The sequence below is a fragment of the Coralloluteibacterium stylophorae genome, from assembly GCF_018122625.2.
GTDB lineage: Bacteria > Pseudomonadota > Gammaproteobacteria > Xanthomonadales > Xanthomonadaceae > Coralloluteibacterium > Coralloluteibacterium stylophorae.
Window position 1 is genome coordinate 129,119 of record NZ_JAGQFT020000004.1, and the last position, 19,035, is coordinate 148,153.

The following is a 19,035-nucleotide window of genomic DNA, read 5'->3' on the forward strand; positions in this document are numbered from 1 at the left end:
GCCGGCGCCGCGGCACTCAGCCGCGCGCCGTCGGCACCGGCGCGTCGGCAGCGATGACCTGCTCCGCGCGCAGCTCCTCCCACAGCGCGTCCGGGATCGCCACCCGCATCGATTCGGCATTGGCCGCCGCCTGCGCCGCGTTGCGCGCGCCCGGCACGATCGCCGAGACGATGTCCGGCGCGTTGGCGAACTGCAGCGACACCGTGCGCAGGTCGACGCCATGGCGTTCGGCCACCGCCATCGCGCGCCGGCGCTTCTCCGCAGCGGAGGCCGGGACCGGCTGGCTGCCGTAGAGGTAACGATCGCGGCCGGCGAGGTAGCCGGCCAGCAGCGGCGAGCCGACGATCACCGAGATGCCCTTGCGTTCGAGCGCGGGGAAGGTGTCGCGCAGCGTCGTCTCGTGGTCGAGCAGGGAATACTGGCAGGCCAGCAGCATGATGTCGGGATCGGCGACCTCGGCCGCGCGCAGCGCCGGCGGCGCGGTGTTGACGCCCAGGCCCCAGGCCTTGATCAGGCCCTCCTCGCGCATCTTCGTGAGCTCCGGGAAGGCGCCCTTCTCGGCCTGGGCGAAGTACTCGGTCCAGTCCTCGCCCATGTCGCCGTTGTCGGGCGAGAGGTCGTGCACCAGCACGATGTCCAGCCGCGACACGCCCAGCCGCTGCAGGCTGTCCTCGACGCTGCGGCGCACACCGGCGGCCGAGTAGTCGTAGCGGTAGTCGAACGGGGCGGGATCCTTCCAGCTGGTCGGCTTCGGATCGGCGCTGGCGCTGAGCAGGCGCCCGACCTTGGTCGACAGCACGTACTCGTCGCGCGGCTGCCGGTGCAGGAACTGGCCGAAGCGCCGCTCCGACAGGCCCAGGCCGTACCAGGGCGAGGTGTCGAAGGTACGCATGCCGCCGTCCCATGCGGCCTCGAGCATGCCGCGGATCTGCTCGTCGCTGGCGGCGGCGAAGTTGTTGCCGGCGGGCGCGCCGCCCTGGCCCACGCGCACCCGCGGCACGAAGCGGCGGAAGCGGGCCTCGGCGTTGCTCGGCAGCGTATCGGCGACGGTGCGGCCCTCGGTGGGCAACACCGTGCCGATCCCGGTGGGCAGGCGGGTGTCGACCTCCTGCGCGCGCAGGCGCAGCGGTGCGGCGGCGAGTGCGGCGCTGCCGAGCGCGGCGGCGGAGAGGAAACGGCGGCGTGTGGTCATCGCGGCAGGTCCTTGCATGGGAACGAGGTCGCTGCGGCAGGACCGCAGCCAGGGGCGAGCGGTGCCGCATCATGGCGGCCGCGCGATCTGCGCAGGGTGAACCGGCCGTACGCCCGCGTCCGGTGACGCGGCGGAGGGAACCGTTAGACTCGCACGCCCCCGCCGGCGGCCGGCCGCGGCGGGCGTTCCCATGGCTTCGAGACAGCGCACGTGATCATCCATCCCAAGGTCCGCGGCTTCATCTGCACCACCACCCACCCGACCGGCTGCGAGCGCAACGTGCTCGAGCAGATCGAGGCGGTGCGCCGCGACGGCGCGCGGGCGGGCGGGCCGAAGCGCGTGCTGGTGATCGGCGCCTCGACCGGCTATGGGCTGGCCGCGCGCATCACCGCGGCCTTCGGCTACGGCGCGGCCACGCTCGGCGTGTTCCTGGAGAAGCCGGGCACCGCGAGCAAGCCCGGCACCGCCGGCTGGTACAACTCCGCCGCCTTCGACCGCCACGCCAAGCAGGCCGGGCTGTGGAGCCGCGCGATCAACGGCGACGCGTTCTCCGACGCGGTGCGCGCCGAGGCGGTGCGCATCATCCGCGAGGAGATGGGCGGCGACGTGGACCTCGTGGTGTATTCGCTGGCCTCGCCGGTACGGCGCCTGCCCGGCACCGGCGAGCTCAAGCGCTCCGCGCTCAAGCCGATCGGCGAGACCTACCGCACCACCGCCGTCGACACCAACCGCGACCGCATCATCGAGACGGAGGTCGAACCGGCCAGCGAACAGGAGATCGCCGACACCGTGCAGGTCATGGGCGGCGAGGACTGGGAACTGTGGATGCGCGCACTGGACGAGGGCGGCGTGCTCGCCGCGGGCGCGAAGACGGTGGCCTTCAGCTACATCGGCACCGAGATCACCTGGCCGATCTACTGGCATGGCGCGCTCGGCAAGGCCAAGGAGGACCTCGACCGCGCCGCGCACGCCATCGACGCCGACCTCCGCGCGCGCGGCGGCCGGGCCGGCGTGGCGGTGCTGAAGTCGGTGGTGACCCAGGCCAGCGCGGCGATCCCGGTGCTGCCGCTCTACATCGCCATGGTGTTCCGGATCATGAAGGAAAAGGGGCTGCACGAAGGCCCGATCGAGCAGCTGGTGCGCCTGTTCGACGACCACCTCTACGCACAGGATCCGCCGCCGGCCGACGCCGCCGGGCGCCTGCGCCTGGACGACCGCGAGCTGCGCGAGGACGTGCAGGCCGCCTGCCGCGACCTGTGGCCGACGGTGACCACCGGGAACCTGTTCGAGATCACCGACTACGCCGGCTACAAGCGCGAGTTCCTGAAGCTGTTCGGCTTCACCCGCGACGACGTCGACTACGACGCCGAGGTCGACCCCGAGGTCGACTTCGACGTGGTGCAGGTCGGCTGAGGAGCGCCGCCCGGATGCGGCGCCGGACGCCGGCGCCGCATCGGCATCACCACACCCCGACCCGGTCCTCCGGAGCCAGGTAGAGCGCCTGCCCGGGCCGCACGTCGTAGGCCGGACCGGGACCGGGCGTGACGCAGGAGACATGTCCTGCCCGATGCGGACGCGCAGGTGCGGCGGCCGGATCCTGGGCGCGACGGGCACGCGCGCGCCAGCTTGGCGGCGCGTTCACCGCACCCGCTCCGATACTCGGCGACCACACTCCGTCTCCCCCACCCACCGGAGGTCCATCTTGAATCGGAAGGACATGGAGCGCTGCTTCCGCCCCGTCGCGCGTACCGGCTATGCCGCACGCGGCGTGGTGTACGTGGTCATCGGCTTCTTCGCGGCGCTGGCGGCGATCGGCAGCGGTCGCACCATGGACACCCGCGATGCGCTGCAGGAGCTGCTCTCCAGCGGCTTCGGTTCCGCCGTCGCGGTGGCGCTGGTAGCCGGCCTGGCCGCCTATGCGGCATGGCGCTTCGTACAGTCGGTGTTCGACACCGACGCCCACGGCACCGGCGCCAAGGGCCTGGCGGTGCGCGGCGGGCTGCTCGCCAGCGGCATCACCTACTCCGGCCTGGCGCTCTACACCTTCTCGCTGTGGCGCGGCGCGGCGTCGTCCTCCGGCGGCGGCGGCGCGGTCGCCTCGGCTCTGGCCGGCTTCATCGGCGCCACGGCGACCTCGGCGGTGCTCGCCTGCGTCTTCGCGGGGGTCGCGATCGCGCACTTCGTCAAGGCCTGGAAGGAGGGCTACGCGCGCCACCTGCAGGCGAGTGCGCGGGCGATGCGCGCGATCCACCCGATCTCGAAGATCGGCCTGACCGCGCGCGGGCTGACCTTCCTCGTGATCGCGGTGCTGTTCGGCTACCGCGCGCTCGGCGAACGCCACGACCGCGGCGGCCAGAGCGTGGGGCTGGGCGATGCCCTCGACTTCATCGTCGGCCTGCCTGCGGGCCAGTGGCTGCTCGGCGCGATGGGCGTGGGCCTGATCTGCTTCGCGGCCTACTCGCTGACGGAAGCCTGGTTCCGGCGCATCAACGTCGAGGACGCGCGCGCCCCGGCCTGAACCCGCGGGGGCGGGCGCCGGTGCCGCGCGAAGAACGCCCACACCGTGTCCGCGGTGGCGAAGGCCACCGGGCGCTTGCCCGACCGCCTGGTGATGCCGGGGCCCTCGCCCGGCCAGCCATGTCCGGCGGCGGCGAAGGCGTAGAGCGCGACCTCGCTGCCGCCCCGGCAGTGCGCGTAGCGCTGCAGCCGCCAGGCGGCGGTCTCGCTCACCTCGGGAGCGCCCGCACAGCCGTCGGCGCGGGCCCACAGCGCCAGCGCCTCGGGCGCGGACAGGAAGGGACGGTCCTGGCTGCGCGCGACGAAGCCGGTCGGGCTCCATCCGCCGGCCCAGGGCACGATGTCGTCGTCGACGGCATTGATCATCAGCACGGGCAGCGCTGCCGGCGGTGGCGGGGCATCGGCGAAGAGGGCGCCGACCACGGCGGCGACCGCGGCGATGCGTTCCGGCATCTCGATTCCGATCCGCTGCGCGAGCATGCCGCCGTTGGACATGCCGACGACGTAGATCCGCGCCGGATCGATCCGCTGCGTGCGCTGGAGCTCGTCGATCAGCGCGCGGACGAAGCCGACGTCGTCGACGCCGTGGCGGAGCGCCCAGCCGCAGCAGCCGCCGGCATTCCAGGTGCCGAAGCCGGGGCGTGGCCCGAGCCCGTCGGGAAAGGCGACGACGAAGCCCTGCTGCGCGGCGACCCGCTCCAGGCCGGAATCCACCGCCATCACCCGGCCGTTGCCACCGCCGCCGTGCAGCGCGATCACCAGCGGCACCGGCGCGGACGCGCGCGGCGGCACGAACAGCGAATAGCTGCGCGTGGTGCCGTCGACCGCGATCCGCCCGCTGCCCAGGCCGGCGGCGCCCGCGAACGCGCGTGCCGGTGCGGGCGCGTCCGCGATGGCGGCGGCCGGGGCTCCGGCGGCGCAGGCGGGCGCGCAGCACGCGGCGAGGAGAAGGAGCAGGATCGTGATGCGGAACAGCGCAGGCATGGGCGGCACCGGAGACGGCAGGCGACCACGCTAGCGCGGGCCGCGAGCCCCGGGGCGCGGCCGACGCATCCGCTTGCAACCGCGCCACCCCCGCGGCCTCGCCCGTGACGCGTCGCGCCCCTCAGCTCCGTTCCGCCCCTGCCGCCGCGGCGGACGCACCGGCGCCGGCGGTGCCGGGTTGGGAGACGTCGCGGAACGCCAGCATCCCGGGCACGCGCAGCGAGGCGCCGTCGTAGAAGCCCTGCTCCGGCGCGTGCGCCCGCGGATTGCGGAAGGTGCCGAACAGCAGGTCGAACAGCGGCAGGTCGCTGTAGTTGTAGGCGTGCACGCCGCGCTGGTGGTGCACCGAGTGGCTCTCCGGCCGCTGCAGGAAATAGCCCAGCCAGCGCGGGGTGCGGATGTTGGCGTGCTGGAACACCGCCATGAACGTGGTCGCGTAGAGCACGAGCGTCGCCGCCTCGGGGGCGATGCCCACCACCAGGGTCAGGCACAGGCTCGACAGCGCGGTCCAGCCCACCATGTCCAGCGGGCTGAACCAGAACGCGCCCCAGGTGTCCAGGCGCTCGGCGCTGTGGTGCATCTGGTGCAGGCCCCGCCACAGCACGTCCGAGGCGTGCATGCCGCGGTGCCAGGCGTACACGCCGGCTTCGTAGACGAGGAGGCCGACGCCCGCGCCGGCCCAGGTTCCGAGGTGGGTGAGGTCGACCAGCTGCGCGGCCTGGAGATGTTCGCTCCACAGCAGCGGCAGGTAGGAGGAGAGGAAGAAGAACACGACGAACGCGATCAGGCCGCGCAGCCGCCACAGCCTGGACAGGGGCAGGATGCGGGCGGGGAACAGGTGTTCCCACAGGATCAGCGCGCCGTACAGCGAAATGACGACCAGCGAGGTCGGGTTGATCAGCAGTTGCAGGGGCGAGGGCATCGATGGAACTCCGGGAGGACGGATGGCGCCGAAGCGGCGTCGGAGGCAGGCCCGCGGCGGGCGCGGTGCCGTGCGGCGCACCTCGCACCGCACCCGGGCAGCCTGGACGCGCGGCGTTGGCGCGAGCGTTGGAACCAGCGTTTGAACTGCGTGCGCGTCCGTTGAAAGATGCGGCCGCGGGCGCGCTGCGCCTGCCCCGCCCCACGGGAGCGTGTCGATGGACCGGATCCAGATCCGCCTCTGCGGCGAACCGGCGATCCTGCGCGACGGCAGGGCGGTCGCGCTGCCCGCCTCGCGCAAGACCCGGGCCCTGCTGTTCCTGCTGCTGTGCTCCGGGCGCAGCTGGCGGCGGGAGCAGCTGTGCGAGATGTTCTGGGAGGTCCCCAACGATCCGCGCGCCGCGCTGCGCTGGTCGCTCTCCAAGCTGAGGCTGGCGCTGGGCGACGAGGCCGGATGGATCGCCGCCGACCGCGACCACGTCGCCTGCGCGGCGCCGGCGGCGCGCATCGACATCGACGAGATGGCCGCGGCCCTCGTCGACGGCGCCGATCCCGCCGGCCTGCTGCGCCTCGCCGAGATCGCGCTGGAGCCGCCGCTGCTCGGCCTCGACCTGCCGTGTTGCGAGGCCTTCGGCGCCTGGCTCGCCAGCCGCCGCCTCGCCGCCGACGCGGTGCGCGCGCGCCTGCTGACGCGCGCGGCGGCGCTGCCGGGGGCGCCGCGCGACCGCATCCCCCTGTACCTGCGCGCAGCGGAGGAGGCCGGCGGCGCGGGCGCCTGCGAGGCGGTGCCGGCGCCGCGCGGCGCGCAGGACCAGCGGGTGCGCTACTGCACGACCGCCGACGGCGTGCGCATCGCCTATGCCTGTACCGGCGCCGGGCCGCCGCTGGTGAAGGCCGCCAACTGGCTCAACCACCTCGACCTGGACTGGGACAGCCCGCTGTGGGGACGGATGATCCGCGCGCTCTCCGAACGCCACCAGCTGGTGCGCTACGACGAGCGCGGCAACGGCCTGTCGCAGTGGGACGTGGCCCGGCTCGATTTCGAGGCCTTCGTCAGCGATCTCGAGGTGGTGGTCGACGGGCTGGGGCTCGAGCGGTTCCCGCTGATCGGCATCTCGCAGGGCTGCGCGGTGTCGATCGAATACGCCGCACGACACCCGGAGCGGGTCGAGGGCCTGGTCCTGATCGGCGGCTATGCCGCGGGCTGGCGCATCACCGGCGACGAGCGCCTGCGTGCCGAACGCGAGGCGACCATGACCCTGGTCCGCCACGGCTGGGGCAAGGACAACCCGGCCTATCGCCAGATCTTCTCGTACAGCTTCTTCCCGAGCGGTACCGGCGAGGAGCTGGACTGGTTCAACGCGTTCCAGCGCAGCACCGCCTCGGCCGAGAACGCGGTGCGCTTCCTGGAAGCGTTCTCGACGATCGACGTGCGCCACCGGCTCGCCGACGTCGGGGCGCCGACCCTGGTCCTGCACGCCCGCGACGACCAGCGCATCCCGGTCGCCGAAGCCGCGGCCCTGGCCGCGGCCATCCCCGGCGCCAGCCTGGTGACGCTCGACAGCGACAGCCACCTGCCGCTCGCGCGCGAGCCCGCGCATACCGAGATGCTGGCCTGCATCCGGCGCTTCCTGGCCGGGCTCGACGGTCGCGACGGCGGCGCGCCCGCGCGCGCCGCGCGCTAGCCCGCGGTGGCGCTCAGCCGGGTTCCGCCTGCGGCTCGAGCTCGACCTTGATCCAGCCGGGCCGGCGCTCGTCGAAGGCGGCGTAGGCGCCGATCGCGTCGGTGATCGGCTCGACCTCGGTGAGCACGTCGACCGGATCGAACACGCCGGCGGCGACCAGGTCGAGCAGGTGCGGCACGTACTTGCGGTGGTTGCAGTTGCCCATGCGGATGGTCAGGTTCTTGTTCATCGCCTGGCCGATCGGGAAGCTGGTCACCGTCGGCGGATACACGCCGATGATCGACAGCGTGCCCGCCTTGGCCAGCGCGCCGACGGCCCACTCCAGCACCTGCGTCGGCGCATCGCCCGGCGCCCAGGCATGGCCGCCGGCGCCGCGCTGCCCGCCGCCCTTCTCCTGCGCGCCGTGCGCATGCTCGGCGTCGACCCCGACCGCATCGATCACGCGGTCGGCGCCGATGCCGCCGGTCAGCGCGACGATGGTCTCGACCGGGTCCTCGCGGTCGAAATTCACGATCTCGGCGCCCTGGCGCTGCGCCATCTCCAGGCGGTCGGCCTGGTGGTCGACGGCGATGATGCGGCCGGCGCCCATCAGCCTGGCGCTGACGATGGCGGCGAGGCCGACCGGCCCGCAGCCGAACACCACCACGGTGTGTCCCTCGTGGATCCCGGCGATGTCGGCGCCGAACCAGCCGGTGGGGAAGATGTCCGACACCAGGATCGCCTGGTCGTCGCTGACCGGCTCGGGCACCTTGACCAGGCCGACGTGGGCGAACGGCACGCGCGCCTTCTCCGCCTGCAGCCCGTCGAAGCCGCCGGCCGGCTGCGGACCGCCGAAGAACGCGGTGCCGGCGCGCTTGCCGCCGGGGTTGGCGTTGTCGCACTGCGCGAAGTAGCCGGCACGGCAGTACGAGCAGCTGCCGCAGGCGATGGTCGAGCAGATCACCACGCGGTCGCCCTTGCGGAAGTTGCGGACCATGTCGCCGACCTGCTCGACGATGCCCACCCCCTCGTGCCCGAGGATGGTGCCTTCCCTGACGTCGGAGAAGCTGCCGCGGACGAAGTGCAGGTCGGTCCCGCAGATCGCCGAGGCGGTGAGGCGGACGATGGCGTCGGTGGGCGCCTGGATCTTCGGTTCGGGGACGTCGTCGATGCGGATGTCGCCGACGCCGTGGAATACGACGGCCTTCATGGGCTGCTCCTGGTGCGCGGGGTGGGCCAGTGCAGCAGGGGCGCGGTGACGGGCGGATGGGAGTGGCGTCAAGGCGTGGTGTCGGCCTGCCGGCAGCCGCCTGCGCGCCGGCAGGCCGGTCGCGGCGCGGGCCGGCCCGCGCCGCCAGCGGCCATCCTCACTGCACCCGCAGCAGCGGGGGCGCGGTGCCGAGGTAGCGCGCCTGCCGCAGACGCGCGGACGCGCGCGTGCCGCGCGATTCCGCCTCCCAGCGGGCGCGGTCGAAGTCGAGGGCGGCGACGGCGCAGCCGCGCAGCCAGGCCTCCAACTGCCGCGCGCGGGCGAACGCCCGGTAGCGCGCGGCCTCGGCGCCGATGCGGGACCAGGCGCTGTCGACCACGATGGCGTCGTCGAGGCGGCCGAAGCGCGGCAGCGCGTCCGGGATCAGGTCGTCGGTGTCCTGCACGTACTCCGCGACCAGGCGCGCTTCGCCCGCGCCGTCGGGCGCGGGCGTCCAGGCGGCGTCGCCCACCATCGCCACCAGCAGCCGCGCGCATTCGAAGCGCAGGGCGATGCACGGCGGCAGGCCGTCGCCGGTCACGGCGTCGAGCTGGCGTGCGGCGGTGGCCAGCTGGTCGGCCTGCACCGGCGCGCGGCCGAGACGCGCGAGCAGGTCGTTGAAGCGGACCAGCCGCGGGGTCTCGATGGCGAGCCCGGCCACCCGCCGGCGGCGGGCGTGGGATGCAGCGCGTGCGGCCACGGCGGGATCGAGTGCCGCGGGCAGGGCCAGCGCGGCGGCGGTGAGGGCGTTCATGGGCAGCTCCGGTACGGGCGCCGACGGCCGGCGCCAGTGCAGGTTCCGCGCCGGCCCGCGGAGGATCATGATGGGGCCGCGAGTCTTCTCGCAGCCTGCCCGGACGTTGCGAGGTTCCCATGAGGAAATCGCGATGAGCCGCCCCGGTGCCATCACGGACGACGACCTGCGGGCGCGCTGCTACCGCTTCGACGACATCGTCGTCGATACCGCCGCGCAGACCCTGACGCGCGGCGGCCGGCTGCTGGATGTCGAGCCCAAGGCCTTCGCCGTGCTCCTGGTGCTGCTGCGCCACGCCGGCGAGCTGGTCGAGCGCGACGCGCTGCTGGATGCGGTGTGGGGACACCGCCACGTCACCCCGGGGGTGCTGACCCGGGCGATCGCCCAGCTGCGCGCCGCGCTCGGCGACCCGGCGCAGGCGCCGCGCTACATCCAGACCCGGCACGCGCTCGGCTACCGCTTCATCGGCGACCTCGCCGCCGCGCGCACGGACGCCGCGGAACCCGCGGCGCCCGGACCGGCGCCCGTCGCCACGCCCGCCACCGCGCACGCGCCCGCCGGCCCGCGCCGGAGCCGCTCCCGGGCGCCCTGGGCGGCGGCGGCCCTGCTGGCGGCGGCCGCCGCGCTGGCGCCGGTCGCGCAGCGCGGCGGCGATGCCCCGGCCTCGCCCGCACAGGCTTCGGTGGCGGTGCTGCCTTTCGTGAATCCCGGCGGCGACCGCGGCGACGACTATTTCGCCGAGGGCCTGGGCGCCGAGCTGCGCGCCGCGCTCGCCGGGGTCGAGGGACTGCGCGTCGCGGCACCGCTGCCGCCGGCCGCGGCGCCCACCGGCGACACCGACCTGCGCACGCTGGGCGAGGCCCTGGGCGTCGCCACCGTGCTCAGCGCCAGCGTGCGGCGCGAGGCCCGGCACATGCGCATCAGCGCCCGCCTCGCCGACTGCGCGAGCGGCTTCACCCTGTGGAGCCGCACCTATGAAGGTGCGCCCGGCGACGTGTTCGCCGCGCAGGCCGACATCGCCCGTGCCGTGGTCCAGGCCCTGCTCGGCGCCGAGGCCGCGCGGCGTGCGGCACCGTTCCGCGGGCTCGCGCCAACCGGCGACCTTGCCGCCTTCGACGCCTATCTGCTCGGGCTGCAGCAGCTGCGGCTGGCGGAGGTCGACGGCGATTCAGGCTCCGCCGCCGACGCCTTCGGACGCGCGCTCGCGGTCGACCCCGCCTTCGCCCGGGCCCAGGCCGGGCTCTGCCGGACGCGGGTCTGGCGCTTCGTCAACCTCCGCGAAGCGGCCGCCTACGACGACGCCCGCACCGCCTGCCGGCTCGCCGAGGACATGGATCCGGAGGCGGGCGCCGCGCGCATCGCACTCGGCGACCTGCATCGCGCACGCGGCGACCTGGAGCCGGCCGCGGAGGCCTACCGCCGCGCCGGGATCGATCCCGCGAGCGCCGCGGCGGCCGAGGTCGGCCTGGCCCAGGTGGAGGCCGCGCGCGGCGACCACGACGCGGCCCGTGCCGGCTTCGAGCGCGCCCTCGCGCTGCAGCCGGGCAGCGCCGCCATCCACGGCCGGCTCGGCTACCAGCAGTACCTCGCAGGCCGGCTGCCGGAGGCGATCGTGTCCTATCGGCGCGCGCTCGAGCTCGCCCCGGAGGACGCCGAGCTGTGGGCCAGCCTCGCCGGGCTCCATCTGGGCGTGGGCGACGCGCGCGCGGCTGCCGACGCGCTGGAGCGGTCGATCCGGATCCGGCCGACCGCGATCGCCCTGCACAACTACGGCGAGCTCCGCTTCGATGCCGGCGACTACCGTCTCGCCGCCAGCCTGTTCCGCCGCGCGCTCGAGCTCGAGCCCGGGGAATTCCTGACCTGGGGCGCCCTCGGCAGCGCACTCGCCGCCGAGCCCGCGCACGCCGGTCAGGCGCGGGAGGCGTTCCGGCGGGCGGCGGACATGGCCGCGGCCTACCTCGCGCTGAAGCCGGACGACGCCCGCGCGCTCGCCGCGCTCGGCTGGTATCGCGCCAACCTCGGCGAGCGGGCGCAGGCGCGCGGGCACCTGCTCGCGGCCGAGGCGCTGGGCTCGGATGCCGGCGAAGTGGCGCTGTCCAACGCCCAGACCCTGGTCCTGGTGGGCACCGCGGACGAGGTCGGCGCGCGGCTCGCCGCCGCGCGCGCCGCCGGCATCGCCGAACGCCGGATCGCCACCAACCCCTTCCTGCGCCGCGCCCCCGCCGTCGCGGCCGCAGCGCCCGATCCCGACCGCCACATCCACAGGAGTAGGCCATGAGCATGCAACATCAGGACGCGGCCGCGGCCGCGCCTGCAGCCGGGGCCGGTGTCCCCGAAATCGTCGTCGGCTTTGCGCCCGACGGTTCGCCGACGCTGAGCCCGCCGGTGCTGACCGTGCTGCCGGAGGACGTCGTGCTGTGGCGGACCGAACCCGGCGAGGGACGCCGGTTCCGGGTGGTGTTCGCCGGCGACGATCCGTTCGACGCGACGCCGGCCGCGGTGCTCCAGGCGCATTGCGGAAGCGGGCTGCGGCACGGGCCGGCGCGCGACGGCCGCGGCGGGCGGCGCTTCGACTCGCTGCCGCAGCAGTTGCTCGCACTGCGGGTCGCCGCGTCCGCCGGCAGTTTCGACTACCGGGTGGAGGCGCCCGAGCGGCCGAAGGTGGCGGCCGCGGAAGGGGTCCTGGCCGTCCACGCAGCCGCTGCGGTCCCGCTGGTGCACGAACCGCGCCGTCCGGTGTAGTCGCCCGCGGACCCTTCGCGCGGCGCCAGCCGGGCCGCCGGCTAGACTCGGGCGGTCCCGCCACCGGAGTCGCCGCATGCTCGAGACCATCGCCTACCCGCTCGCCGGGTTCGCCCTGGCGCTGGCGCTGGGCGCCACGTGCCTGCGCCTGGCGCGTCGGCGCCGCCCCGGGAGCGGCTGGCTGCGCTGGCTGGGCGTGGCGCTCGCCGGCGCGGTGGCGGTGGCGATGTCGTGGAACGGCGGCGCCCTGCTGGCGACCCTGGTGGTCGCGGTCTGGGCCGGCTTCCAGCAGGCCTGCGCCTCGGAGCTGCCGCACCCGGAATGAGGGCTCAGGCCGGGTCGGCGTCCGGATCCGTCGCCTGCAGCCATTCGCGGAACGCGCGCATGCCCGGCGTCTCGGCACGCGAGCGCAGGCGGGTGAGCCAGTAGCTGCCGACGTCGACCTCGATGTCGAACGGCCGCACCAGGCGCTCTGCGGCGAGGTCGGCCTCGAACATGCGCAGCGGCAGCAGGGCCACGCCGGCGCCCGTCGCCGCGGCGGCGGCGATGGCCAGCGAGGAATCGAACACCGGCCCGCGCACCGGCGGTGGCGGCAGTCCGGCCACGGCGAACCAGCGCGTCCACTCGTCCGCGCGGTAGGAGCGCAGCAGCGGCAGGCCGGCGAGGTCGGTCGGCGTGCGCAGGCGCCGCGCCAGCGCCGGCGCGCACACCGGCGCGAACGGCGCCCGCAGCACGCGCGCCGCCGCCACGCCCTGCCAGTCGCCGTCGCCGAAGCGGATGCCGAGGTCGAGGCCGTCGCCGGCGAGGTCGAGCCGGTTGTTGTTGGTCAGCAGGCGCAGGTCGACCGCCGGGTGCAGGGCGCCGAAGGCGGGCAGCCGCGGCAGCAGCCAGCCGGTGGCGAAGGTCGCGACCACGCCTACCGTCAGCACCTCGTGGAAACGCCCGCCGACGAAGCGGTCGAGGGTGGCGCCGATGCGGTCGAAGGCCTCGTTGAGCACCGGGAACAGCGCCGCGCCCTCGTCGGTCAGCGCCACCCCGCGCGGCAGGCGCCGGAACAGCACGAAGCCCAGGCGCGCCTCCAGCCCCTTGATCTGGTGGCTCAGCGCGGCCTGGCTCACGCACAGCTCGAGCGCGGCGCGGGTGAAGTTGAGATGCCGGGCGGCGGCCTCGAAGGCGCGCAGGCCGTTGAGCGGGAGCTGGGGACGGTCCATCGAGCGATGAATCCTGCTTATGACTCGCCCGAACTATCGTCGTTTGTCGGCGCCGGTCAACGCACCAAGAATCGCCGCATCCAACGCCCGGAGCGCTCCATGATCGACCGACGCCGCTTCCTCGCCGCCGCCGGTGGCGCCCTCGCCGGCATCGCCGGCATCGGCTGGCCTGCCGTCTCCCGTGCCGGCGACGGCACCGCGGCCCGTCTCGCCACGCTCGAGCGCGACAGCGGCGGCCGGCTCGGCGTCGCCCTGTTCGACAGCGGCAGCGGCCTGCGCCTCGACCATCGCGGCGACGAACGCTTTCCCATGTGCAGCACGTTCAAGCTGCTGCTGGCCGCGGCGGTGCTGAGGCGGGTCGACCGCGGCGAGGAGACGCTGGCGCGGCACGTGGCCTTCCTCGCCGACGAACTCGTCCCCTGGTCGCCGGTGACCGAGCGCCACGCGGCCGCGGGCGGCGCGGACGTGGCGACGCTGTGCGCCGCGGCGGTGAGCTGGAGCGACAACACCGCGGCCAACCTGCTGCTCGCCGCGATCGGCGGCCCGGTCGGGTTCACCCGGCATGCGCGCTCGCTCGGCGACACGGTCACCCGGCTCGACCGCATCGAGCCCGAGCTCAACGACGTCGGGCCCGGCGACGTGCGCGACACCACCTCGCCGCGGGCCATGCTCGGCAGCATGCAGCGCCTGCTGCTCGGCGATGCCCTCGCGCCCGCCTCGCGCGCGCGGCTGCTCGGCTGGCTGCGCGCGACCCGCACCGGCGACGCACGCCTGCGCGCGGGCCTGCCCGCGGGCTGGGAGGCCGGCGACAAGACCGGCACCGGCGATTCCGGCATCAGCAACGACATCGGCATCCTGTGGCCGCCGGGTCGCCCGCCGCTGCTCGCCTGCGCCTACCTGGTCGCCCCCGGCCTCGACGGCGGCGACCGCGACGCGGTGATCGCCGCGGTCGGCCGCCTCGCCGCAGGCCTCGCCTGACGGCGCGGCGGCCTCAGTGCGTCGGCGCGGGGGCGGCGTCGATGCGCACGCGGAACAGGCTGTAGGGCCTGCGCCGCAGGTCGCTGCCGCCCTGGAAGCCGGGCTGGCGGTGCAGCTGGTTGGCGGTGAAGTAGAGCCAGCCGTCCGGGCCGATCGCCAGCGAGTCCGGCCACAGCATGCGCGGATCGTGGGCGATGGTGTGCCAGCTGCCGTCGACGTCGCGGCGATGGATGGCGTTGTGTTCGTAGTCGCTGGCGTACACGGCGCCGCCAGCGTCGGCCTCGAGGCCGTCGGAGGCGCCCTTTTCGCCGAGATCGCGCACCGCCGCCGCGAGCGTCGCCTCGTCCACGGCCGCATCGCGCAGCAGCGCGGTCGGCACCGCGTACAGGTGGCGGCTCGACAGCGGGCTGAAGTACAGCGTCGCGCCGTCGGGCGACAGCGCGATGCCGTCGCTGGCCACGGTGAAGGCATGGACGACGCCGTCGGCGCCGCGCGCCTGCATGCGCCGGCCTTCGACGATCGGCACGAACCCGGGATCGGCCGAGGTCGACCTGTGGCCGTCGAGCCGGCGCAGCGCCGTGCCGCGGGCGAGGTCCATGACGATGATCGCGCCGCGGCCGCTGAGCGAGGAGTCGGTCACGTAGGCCACGCCGCCCTCGCCCGCGCGGAAGTCGAAGCGCACGTCGTTGACGTAGCTGCGGGGCCGCATCACGTCCGCCGGGAACGGCAGCGTGCGCAGCACGCGGTCGCCGGCGAGGTCGATCTCGACCAGCTTGGCGCCGCCCGGCAGTGGCGCGGCGAAGCCGGGCGCCGCGGTATCGAGCACCCACAGATGGCCGCGGCCATCGGCGACGACGCTCTGCACGCTGATGAACCCCGCGGCGGGATCGCCCGCCACGGCGCGGTTGCGCTGCACGTCGGGATAGGCCACGGCGCGGCCGTCGACCAGCTCGGCGACGGTGAAGTCCACCGCGTCGCCCCAGCGCGGGAAGTTGACGAAGATGCGCCCGGTCTCGCTGACCGCGACGCCGGTGGGCATGGGACCGTCGAAGGCGGCGACCTGCTCGAGCGCACCGACGGCGTCCTCCGCGGGCAGGTCGGCGGGCGCCGGCCGCGGCGGCGCGGCAGCGAGCGATGCGCTGGCCATGGCCAGGGCGACGGCGGATGCGATGCGGATCATGGTGGTCTTCCCGGCGTTGCGGACGGGCGCGCTCACGCGCCGAAGCCTTCGAGGACGATCTTGCCGCGCGCGCGGCCGCTCTCGATGAGCGCGTGCGCGCGCCGCAGGTTCGCGGCGTCGATGGTTCCGAAGTGCTCGCCGAGCGTGGTGCGCAGCGTGCCGGCATCGACCAGGGCGGCCACCCGCTCGAGGATCCCGTGCTGGCGCTGCATGTCCGCGGTCTCGAACAGCGGCCGGGTGAACATGAACTCCCAGTGCAGCGACAGCGACTTGCGCTTGAGCGGCAGCGCGTCGAGCGCAGCCGGATCGTCGATCAGGGCGAGCTGGCCCTGCGGCGCGAGCGCCTCGACGAGCTGCGCGTAGTGCGCCTCGGTATGGGTGAGGCTGGCCACGTGCTCGACCCGGCCGATGCCCAGCGCCTCGAGCTGCTCGACCAGGGGCGCGCCGTGGTCGATGACGTGGTGCGCGCCGAGGGTGGCGACCCAGTCGCGGGTCTCGGGCCGGGAGGCGGTGCCGATCACGGTGAGGCGGGTCAGGCGGCGCGCGAGCTGGGTCAGGATCGAACCGACGCCGCCGGCGGCGCCGACGATCAGCAGATGCTGGCCCGCGCCGCCGCCCTCGGCGACGCGCAGGCGGTCGAACAGCAGCTCCCAGGCGGTGATGGCGGTCAGCGGCAGCGCGGCGGCGCCGGCCGCGTCCAGCGTGCGCGGCCGGTGCCCGGCGATGCGCTCGTCGACCAGACCGTATTCGGCATAGCTGCCGGGACGCGCGATCGACCCTGCGTAGTAGACGGCATCGCCCGGCGCGAACAGCGACACCTCGGCGCCGACCGCCTCGACCACGCCGGCCGCATCCCAGCCGAGCACGCGCGGCGCGCTCACCGGCGACGAGGCGCGCACCTTGGTATCGGCGGGGTTGACCGCGATCGCCTGGATGCGCACGAGCAGGTCGCGCGGGCCCGGCTCGGGCCGCGGCAGCTCGATGTCGACGAGGGCATCCGGATCGGCGATCGGCAGGCCGTGCCGGGTGTAGACGATGGCTTTCATGGGGGTGGTCCTGGGTGGCAGCGGAGCGGAGGCGCATGCTCCGGCGGCCGGGATCCGCGAAAAAGCCGCAGAATCGGCCAGCAGCTTGTCTCCAGGAATGAAGATGATCCGGCTCGACGACCTCGGCCTCTTCGCGCGGACCGCCGCGCTCGGCAGTTTCTCCAGCGCCGCCCGCGAGGCGGGACTGCTGCCGGGCCAGGTCAGCGCGGCGATCAAGCGCCTGGAGCGCGAGCTCGACGTGCGCCTGTTCGCCCGCTCCACCCGCAGCCTGCGCCTGACCGCCGAGGGCGAGCAGTATCTGCCCTACGCCGCCGAGGTGCTGGCGGCGCTGCGCGAGGGCGGCGAACGGCTGCGCGGGGAGAACTCCGGCCTGCAGGGCGTGCTGCAGGTCGCCGCGCCCTCGGACCTGGGGCGCAACGTGCTGCTGCCGTGGCTGTCGGAGTTCCGCGCCGCGCATCCGGGCCTGACCCTGCGCCTGTTCCTGTCCGACCAGGTCACCGACGTGTTCCGCGACCCGGTCGACGCGGCGATCCGGATGGGCCGCTTCGACGATGCCAGCTACGTCGCACTGCCGCTGGCGCCGGACAACCGCCGGGTGCTGGTCGCGGCGCCGGCCTACCTGCGACGTCGCGGGCGCCCGCGCATGCTCGAGGAGCTCGCCGCCCACGACTGCCTGCTCTACATGCTGGGCGGGCGCGCCTACGATCGCTGGCGCTTCGTTGAGGACGGACGCGAGCGGGTCGTGCCGGTGCGCGGCTGCCTGCTCTGCGACGACGCCGACGTGGTCCGTCGGCTCGCGGTCGACGGCGAGGGCATCGCCTACAAGTCCTGGCTCGACGTCTGCGCCGACGTGCGCGCGGGGCGGCTGGAGGTCCTGCTCGACGGCGCCGGACAGCCGGCGCCGCTGCACCTGGTCTGTCCGCACCGCAGGCAGTTCTCGCCGGCGATCCGCCAGCTCCACGCCCTGCTCGAATCCCGCTGCGGCGCGCTGGTCGCCGAGCTGCGGACGCGCGCCGTGGCGCATGCGGAGACAGCGCCGGCCTGAGGCGCCGACGCGGATCTTCACCGCCGCAGCGCAGCTGTTTGCCGCCGCGGCGGCTGGTACCGCGATGCGTCGACGCCGACCCTGCGCGGCACCGGCGCCGGCCGTGCGCCGCGCCGTCCACGCCCAGGAGATCGCCATGCCCCGCCGTTCCCACCCCGCCCGCATCCTCGCCGCCGGCCTCGCGCTGGCCGCCGGCAGCGGCCATGCCACCGGTCTCGTGCAGCCGGAGGTCGTCGTCGCCGACGCCAGCCTCGCCCCCGCCCAGCGCGCCGCGATGGAGCTGGCCGCGCGGCGCTACGGCAGCTTCTGGGACACCGGCGACGAGGCGCTCGCGCTGCAGGCGCTGGCCCCGGACTTCGTCGACATGACCCCGCCGCCGGGCCGCGAGCAGGGCCCGCGGGGCGCGCTGCTGGCCTCGCGGGCGTTCCGCGCGGCGGTGCCGGACCTGCGCTGCGAGGTGGAGCAGATGATCGTCGCCGGCGACCGCGTGGTCGTGCACCTGCACTTCCGCGGCCACTTCACCGGCAGCTTCCAGGACATCCGGGGCCGCGGCCAGGCGATCGACTTCGTCGCCACCGACATCTACCGGATCGAGGACGGCCGCATCGCCGCGAACTGGCACATCGAGGACAACCTCGCCCTGATGCGCCAGCTCGGCGCGCTCTGACGCGACGGGCCGGCCTCAGCGGCCGACCAGCAGCACGAACGGGCCGAGCTTCGAATGCAGCGCCACCGCGAGCGCGCCGTCGGCCAGCAGCTGCGTGGCCGGCAGCAGGCTGCTCGGCGGCGCGGCGCGGTAGCTCGCGTCGGCGGGCAGCGCGTCGCGGACCACGTAGCCCATCAGCACGTTGACCAGCTCGCCGAGCGCGTCGAGGGCGAGCTCGGCGTCGCATTCGCCGGGACCGATCGACAGGAACGCGCAGCCGATGCGGCGCATGGTCTCGCGGCCGCAGGCCAGCGCCACCACCAGCGGACGCTCCGACTCGATGCGCACGTGCGCGGTGACGTCGCAGTCGTCGAGGTCGGCGGCGGACTCGACCAGCTTCGACACCATCGCCGGGGTGCCGAGGATGCGCGGGAACAGCCGCGCGCAGGTCTCGATCGCGGCACCGGCGACGTCGCCGAGCGCATGGCCGGCGGTGTGCAGTTCGACGGCGCGGATGGCGTCGTCGCGGTCGGCCTGGTGCGCGGCGAGCTCGGCCTCGAGCTCGTCGCGGGTGAGCGTGCCCTGCTCGATCAGGATCTCGCCGAAGAGCTTGCGCTGCGCCTTCTGCGCGGCGACCAGGGCATCCACCTGTGCCGCATCGAGCAGGCCCATCTCGACGGCGATGTCGCCGAAGCGGCGGTCCTCCGCGCGCTGGCGCTCGTTGATGCGGCGCGCCTGCGTCGCGGTGAGCAGGCCGCGCTGCTCGGCAAGCTCGCCCAGCAGCGGGTTCGACGCCTGCTGCGCGTCGAGCGCGGCCAGGAGCTGCTCACGCGTGATCGCGCCCTTTTCCAGCAGGAACTGGCCCAGGAACTTTGCTGCCATGTCGTGATCGCCTCGCCTGATGCG

The 19,035-nt window shown here is 74.7% G+C and carries 18 protein-coding genes; 9 read left to right on the top strand and 9 right to left on the bottom strand.

Features of this window, described 5'->3' with window-relative positions; translation table 11 throughout:
- Positions 1 to 16 precede the first annotated feature (16 nt).
- Positions 17 to 1,192, bottom strand: coding sequence for an aldo/keto reductase (locus KB893_RS07320; RefSeq protein WP_211925334.1), 1,176 nt, complete (start codon positions 1,190 to 1,192; stop codon positions 17 to 19).
- A gap of 210 nt (positions 1,193 to 1,402) precedes the next feature.
- Here KB893_RS07320 and fabV point away from each other — a divergent pair, with 210 nt between their 5' ends.
- On the top strand, positions 1,403 to 2,605 hold the full coding sequence (gene fabV, locus KB893_RS07325; protein WP_211925333.1) for an enoyl-ACP reductase FabV: 1,203 nt from the start codon (positions 1,403 to 1,405) through the stop codon (positions 2,603 to 2,605).
- Between the two features lie 289 nt (positions 2,606 to 2,894).
- Positions 2,895 to 3,710 (top strand): DUF1206 domain-containing protein, encoded by an 816-nt coding sequence (locus KB893_RS07330; RefSeq protein WP_211925332.1) that lies wholly within the window; start codon positions 2,895 to 2,897, stop codon positions 3,708 to 3,710.
- Here the strand turns inward: KB893_RS07330 and KB893_RS07335 are convergent.
- Both KB893_RS07335 and KB893_RS07340 read right to left on the bottom strand, forming a co-directional pair.
- Complete coding sequence (locus KB893_RS07335; protein ID WP_211925331.1) at positions 3,647 to 4,693, bottom strand: extracellular catalytic domain type 1 short-chain-length polyhydroxyalkanoate depolymerase; 1,047 nt, start codon at positions 4,691 to 4,693, stop codon at positions 3,647 to 3,649. The genes KB893_RS07330 and KB893_RS07335 overlap by 64 nt on opposite strands.
- Before the next feature lie 121 nt (positions 4,694 to 4,814).
- Positions 4,815 to 5,615, bottom strand: a complete 801-nt coding sequence (locus KB893_RS07340; protein WP_211925330.1) for a sterol desaturase family protein — start codon at positions 5,613 to 5,615, stop codon at positions 4,815 to 4,817.
- A 217-nt stretch (positions 5,616 to 5,832) separates the two neighbouring features.
- Here KB893_RS07340 and KB893_RS07345 point away from each other — a divergent pair, with 217 nt between their 5' ends.
- The gene (locus KB893_RS07345; RefSeq protein WP_211925329.1) at positions 5,833 to 7,299 is read left to right on the top strand and encodes a bifunctional AfsR/SARP family transcriptional regulator/alpha/beta hydrolase; all 1,467 of its coding nucleotides are present in this window, start codon (positions 5,833 to 5,835) and stop codon (positions 7,297 to 7,299) included.
- A 13-nt stretch (positions 7,300 to 7,312) separates the two neighbouring features.
- Here KB893_RS07345 and KB893_RS07350 read toward each other — a convergent pair whose 3' ends face one another.
- Together KB893_RS07350 and KB893_RS07355 are read right to left on the bottom strand one after the other, a co-directional pair.
- Positions 7,313 to 8,488: a zinc-dependent alcohol dehydrogenase gene (locus tag KB893_RS07350; RefSeq protein WP_211925328.1), complete on the bottom strand. Its 1,176-nt coding sequence runs from the start codon at positions 8,486 to 8,488 to the stop codon at positions 7,313 to 7,315.
- Positions 8,489 to 8,645: 157 nt separating this feature from the next.
- Complete coding sequence (locus KB893_RS07355; RefSeq protein ID WP_211925327.1) at positions 8,646 to 9,281, bottom strand: DUF1232 domain-containing protein; 636 nt, start codon at positions 9,279 to 9,281, stop codon at positions 8,646 to 8,648.
- Positions 9,282 to 9,414: 133 nt separating this feature from the next.
- Here KB893_RS07355 and KB893_RS07360 point away from each other — a divergent pair, with 133 nt between their 5' ends.
- From KB893_RS07360 to KB893_RS07370, 3 genes are all read left to right on the top strand, one after another.
- Positions 9,415 to 11,559 carry a winged helix-turn-helix domain-containing protein gene (locus KB893_RS07360; protein WP_211925326.1) on the top strand — a complete coding sequence of 715 codons (2,145 nt, stop codon included), beginning with the start codon at positions 9,415 to 9,417 and terminating at the stop codon, positions 11,557 to 11,559.
- Positions 11,556 to 12,023 carry a hypothetical protein gene (locus KB893_RS07365; protein ID WP_211925325.1) on the top strand — a complete coding sequence of 156 codons (468 nt, stop codon included), beginning with the start codon at positions 11,556 to 11,558 and terminating at the stop codon, positions 12,021 to 12,023. Before KB893_RS07360 ends, KB893_RS07365 begins: the two co-directional genes overlap by 4 nt.
- Before the next feature lie 76 nt (positions 12,024 to 12,099).
- Complete coding sequence (locus KB893_RS07370; RefSeq protein ID WP_211925324.1) at positions 12,100 to 12,348, top strand: hypothetical protein; 249 nt, start codon at positions 12,100 to 12,102, stop codon at positions 12,346 to 12,348.
- Between the two features lie 4 nt (positions 12,349 to 12,352).
- Here KB893_RS07370 and KB893_RS07375 read toward each other — a convergent pair whose 3' ends face one another.
- A complete protein-coding gene (locus KB893_RS07375) occupies positions 12,353 to 13,234 on the bottom strand; it encodes a LysR family transcriptional regulator (RefSeq protein WP_211925323.1) in 882 nt (293 codons plus the stop codon).
- A gap of 99 nt (positions 13,235 to 13,333) precedes the next feature.
- Between KB893_RS07375 and bla the strand changes: the two genes are divergently transcribed.
- A complete protein-coding gene (gene bla, locus KB893_RS07380; RefSeq protein ID WP_211925322.1) occupies positions 13,334 to 14,212 on the top strand; it encodes a class A beta-lactamase in 879 nt (292 codons plus the stop codon).
- A gap of 13 nt (positions 14,213 to 14,225) precedes the next feature.
- Here the strand turns inward: bla and KB893_RS07385 are convergent, their stop codons facing one another.
- Together KB893_RS07385 and KB893_RS07390 are read right to left on the bottom strand one after the other, a co-directional pair.
- A complete protein-coding gene (locus tag KB893_RS07385; RefSeq protein WP_338026896.1) occupies positions 14,226 to 15,428 on the bottom strand; it encodes an L-dopachrome tautomerase-related protein in 1,203 nt (400 codons plus the stop codon).
- Positions 15,425 to 16,438, bottom strand: a complete 1,014-nt coding sequence (locus tag KB893_RS07390) for a zinc-binding alcohol dehydrogenase family protein (RefSeq protein ID WP_211925321.1) — start codon at positions 16,436 to 16,438, stop codon at positions 15,425 to 15,427. Before KB893_RS07390 ends, KB893_RS07385 begins: the two co-directional genes overlap by 4 nt.
- Positions 16,439 to 16,541: 103 nt before the next feature.
- Between KB893_RS07390 and KB893_RS07395 the strand changes: the two genes are divergently transcribed.
- Both KB893_RS07395 and KB893_RS07400 read left to right on the top strand, forming a co-directional pair.
- A complete protein-coding gene (locus KB893_RS07395) occupies positions 16,542 to 17,483 on the top strand; it encodes a LysR family transcriptional regulator (RefSeq protein WP_211925320.1) in 942 nt (313 codons plus the stop codon).
- 136 nt (positions 17,484 to 17,619) lie between these two features.
- Positions 17,620 to 18,150, top strand: coding sequence for an ester cyclase (locus KB893_RS07400; RefSeq protein ID WP_211925319.1), 531 nt, complete (start codon positions 17,620 to 17,622; stop codon positions 18,148 to 18,150).
- Between the two features lie 15 nt (positions 18,151 to 18,165).
- Here the strand turns inward: KB893_RS07400 and KB893_RS07405 are convergent, their stop codons facing one another.
- Entirely contained in the window at positions 18,166 to 19,011 is an 846-nt protein-coding gene (locus KB893_RS07405) for a cyclic di-GMP-binding domain-containing protein, MshE-related (RefSeq protein WP_213173591.1), read from the bottom strand.
- Positions 19,012 to 19,035 lie beyond the last annotated feature (24 nt).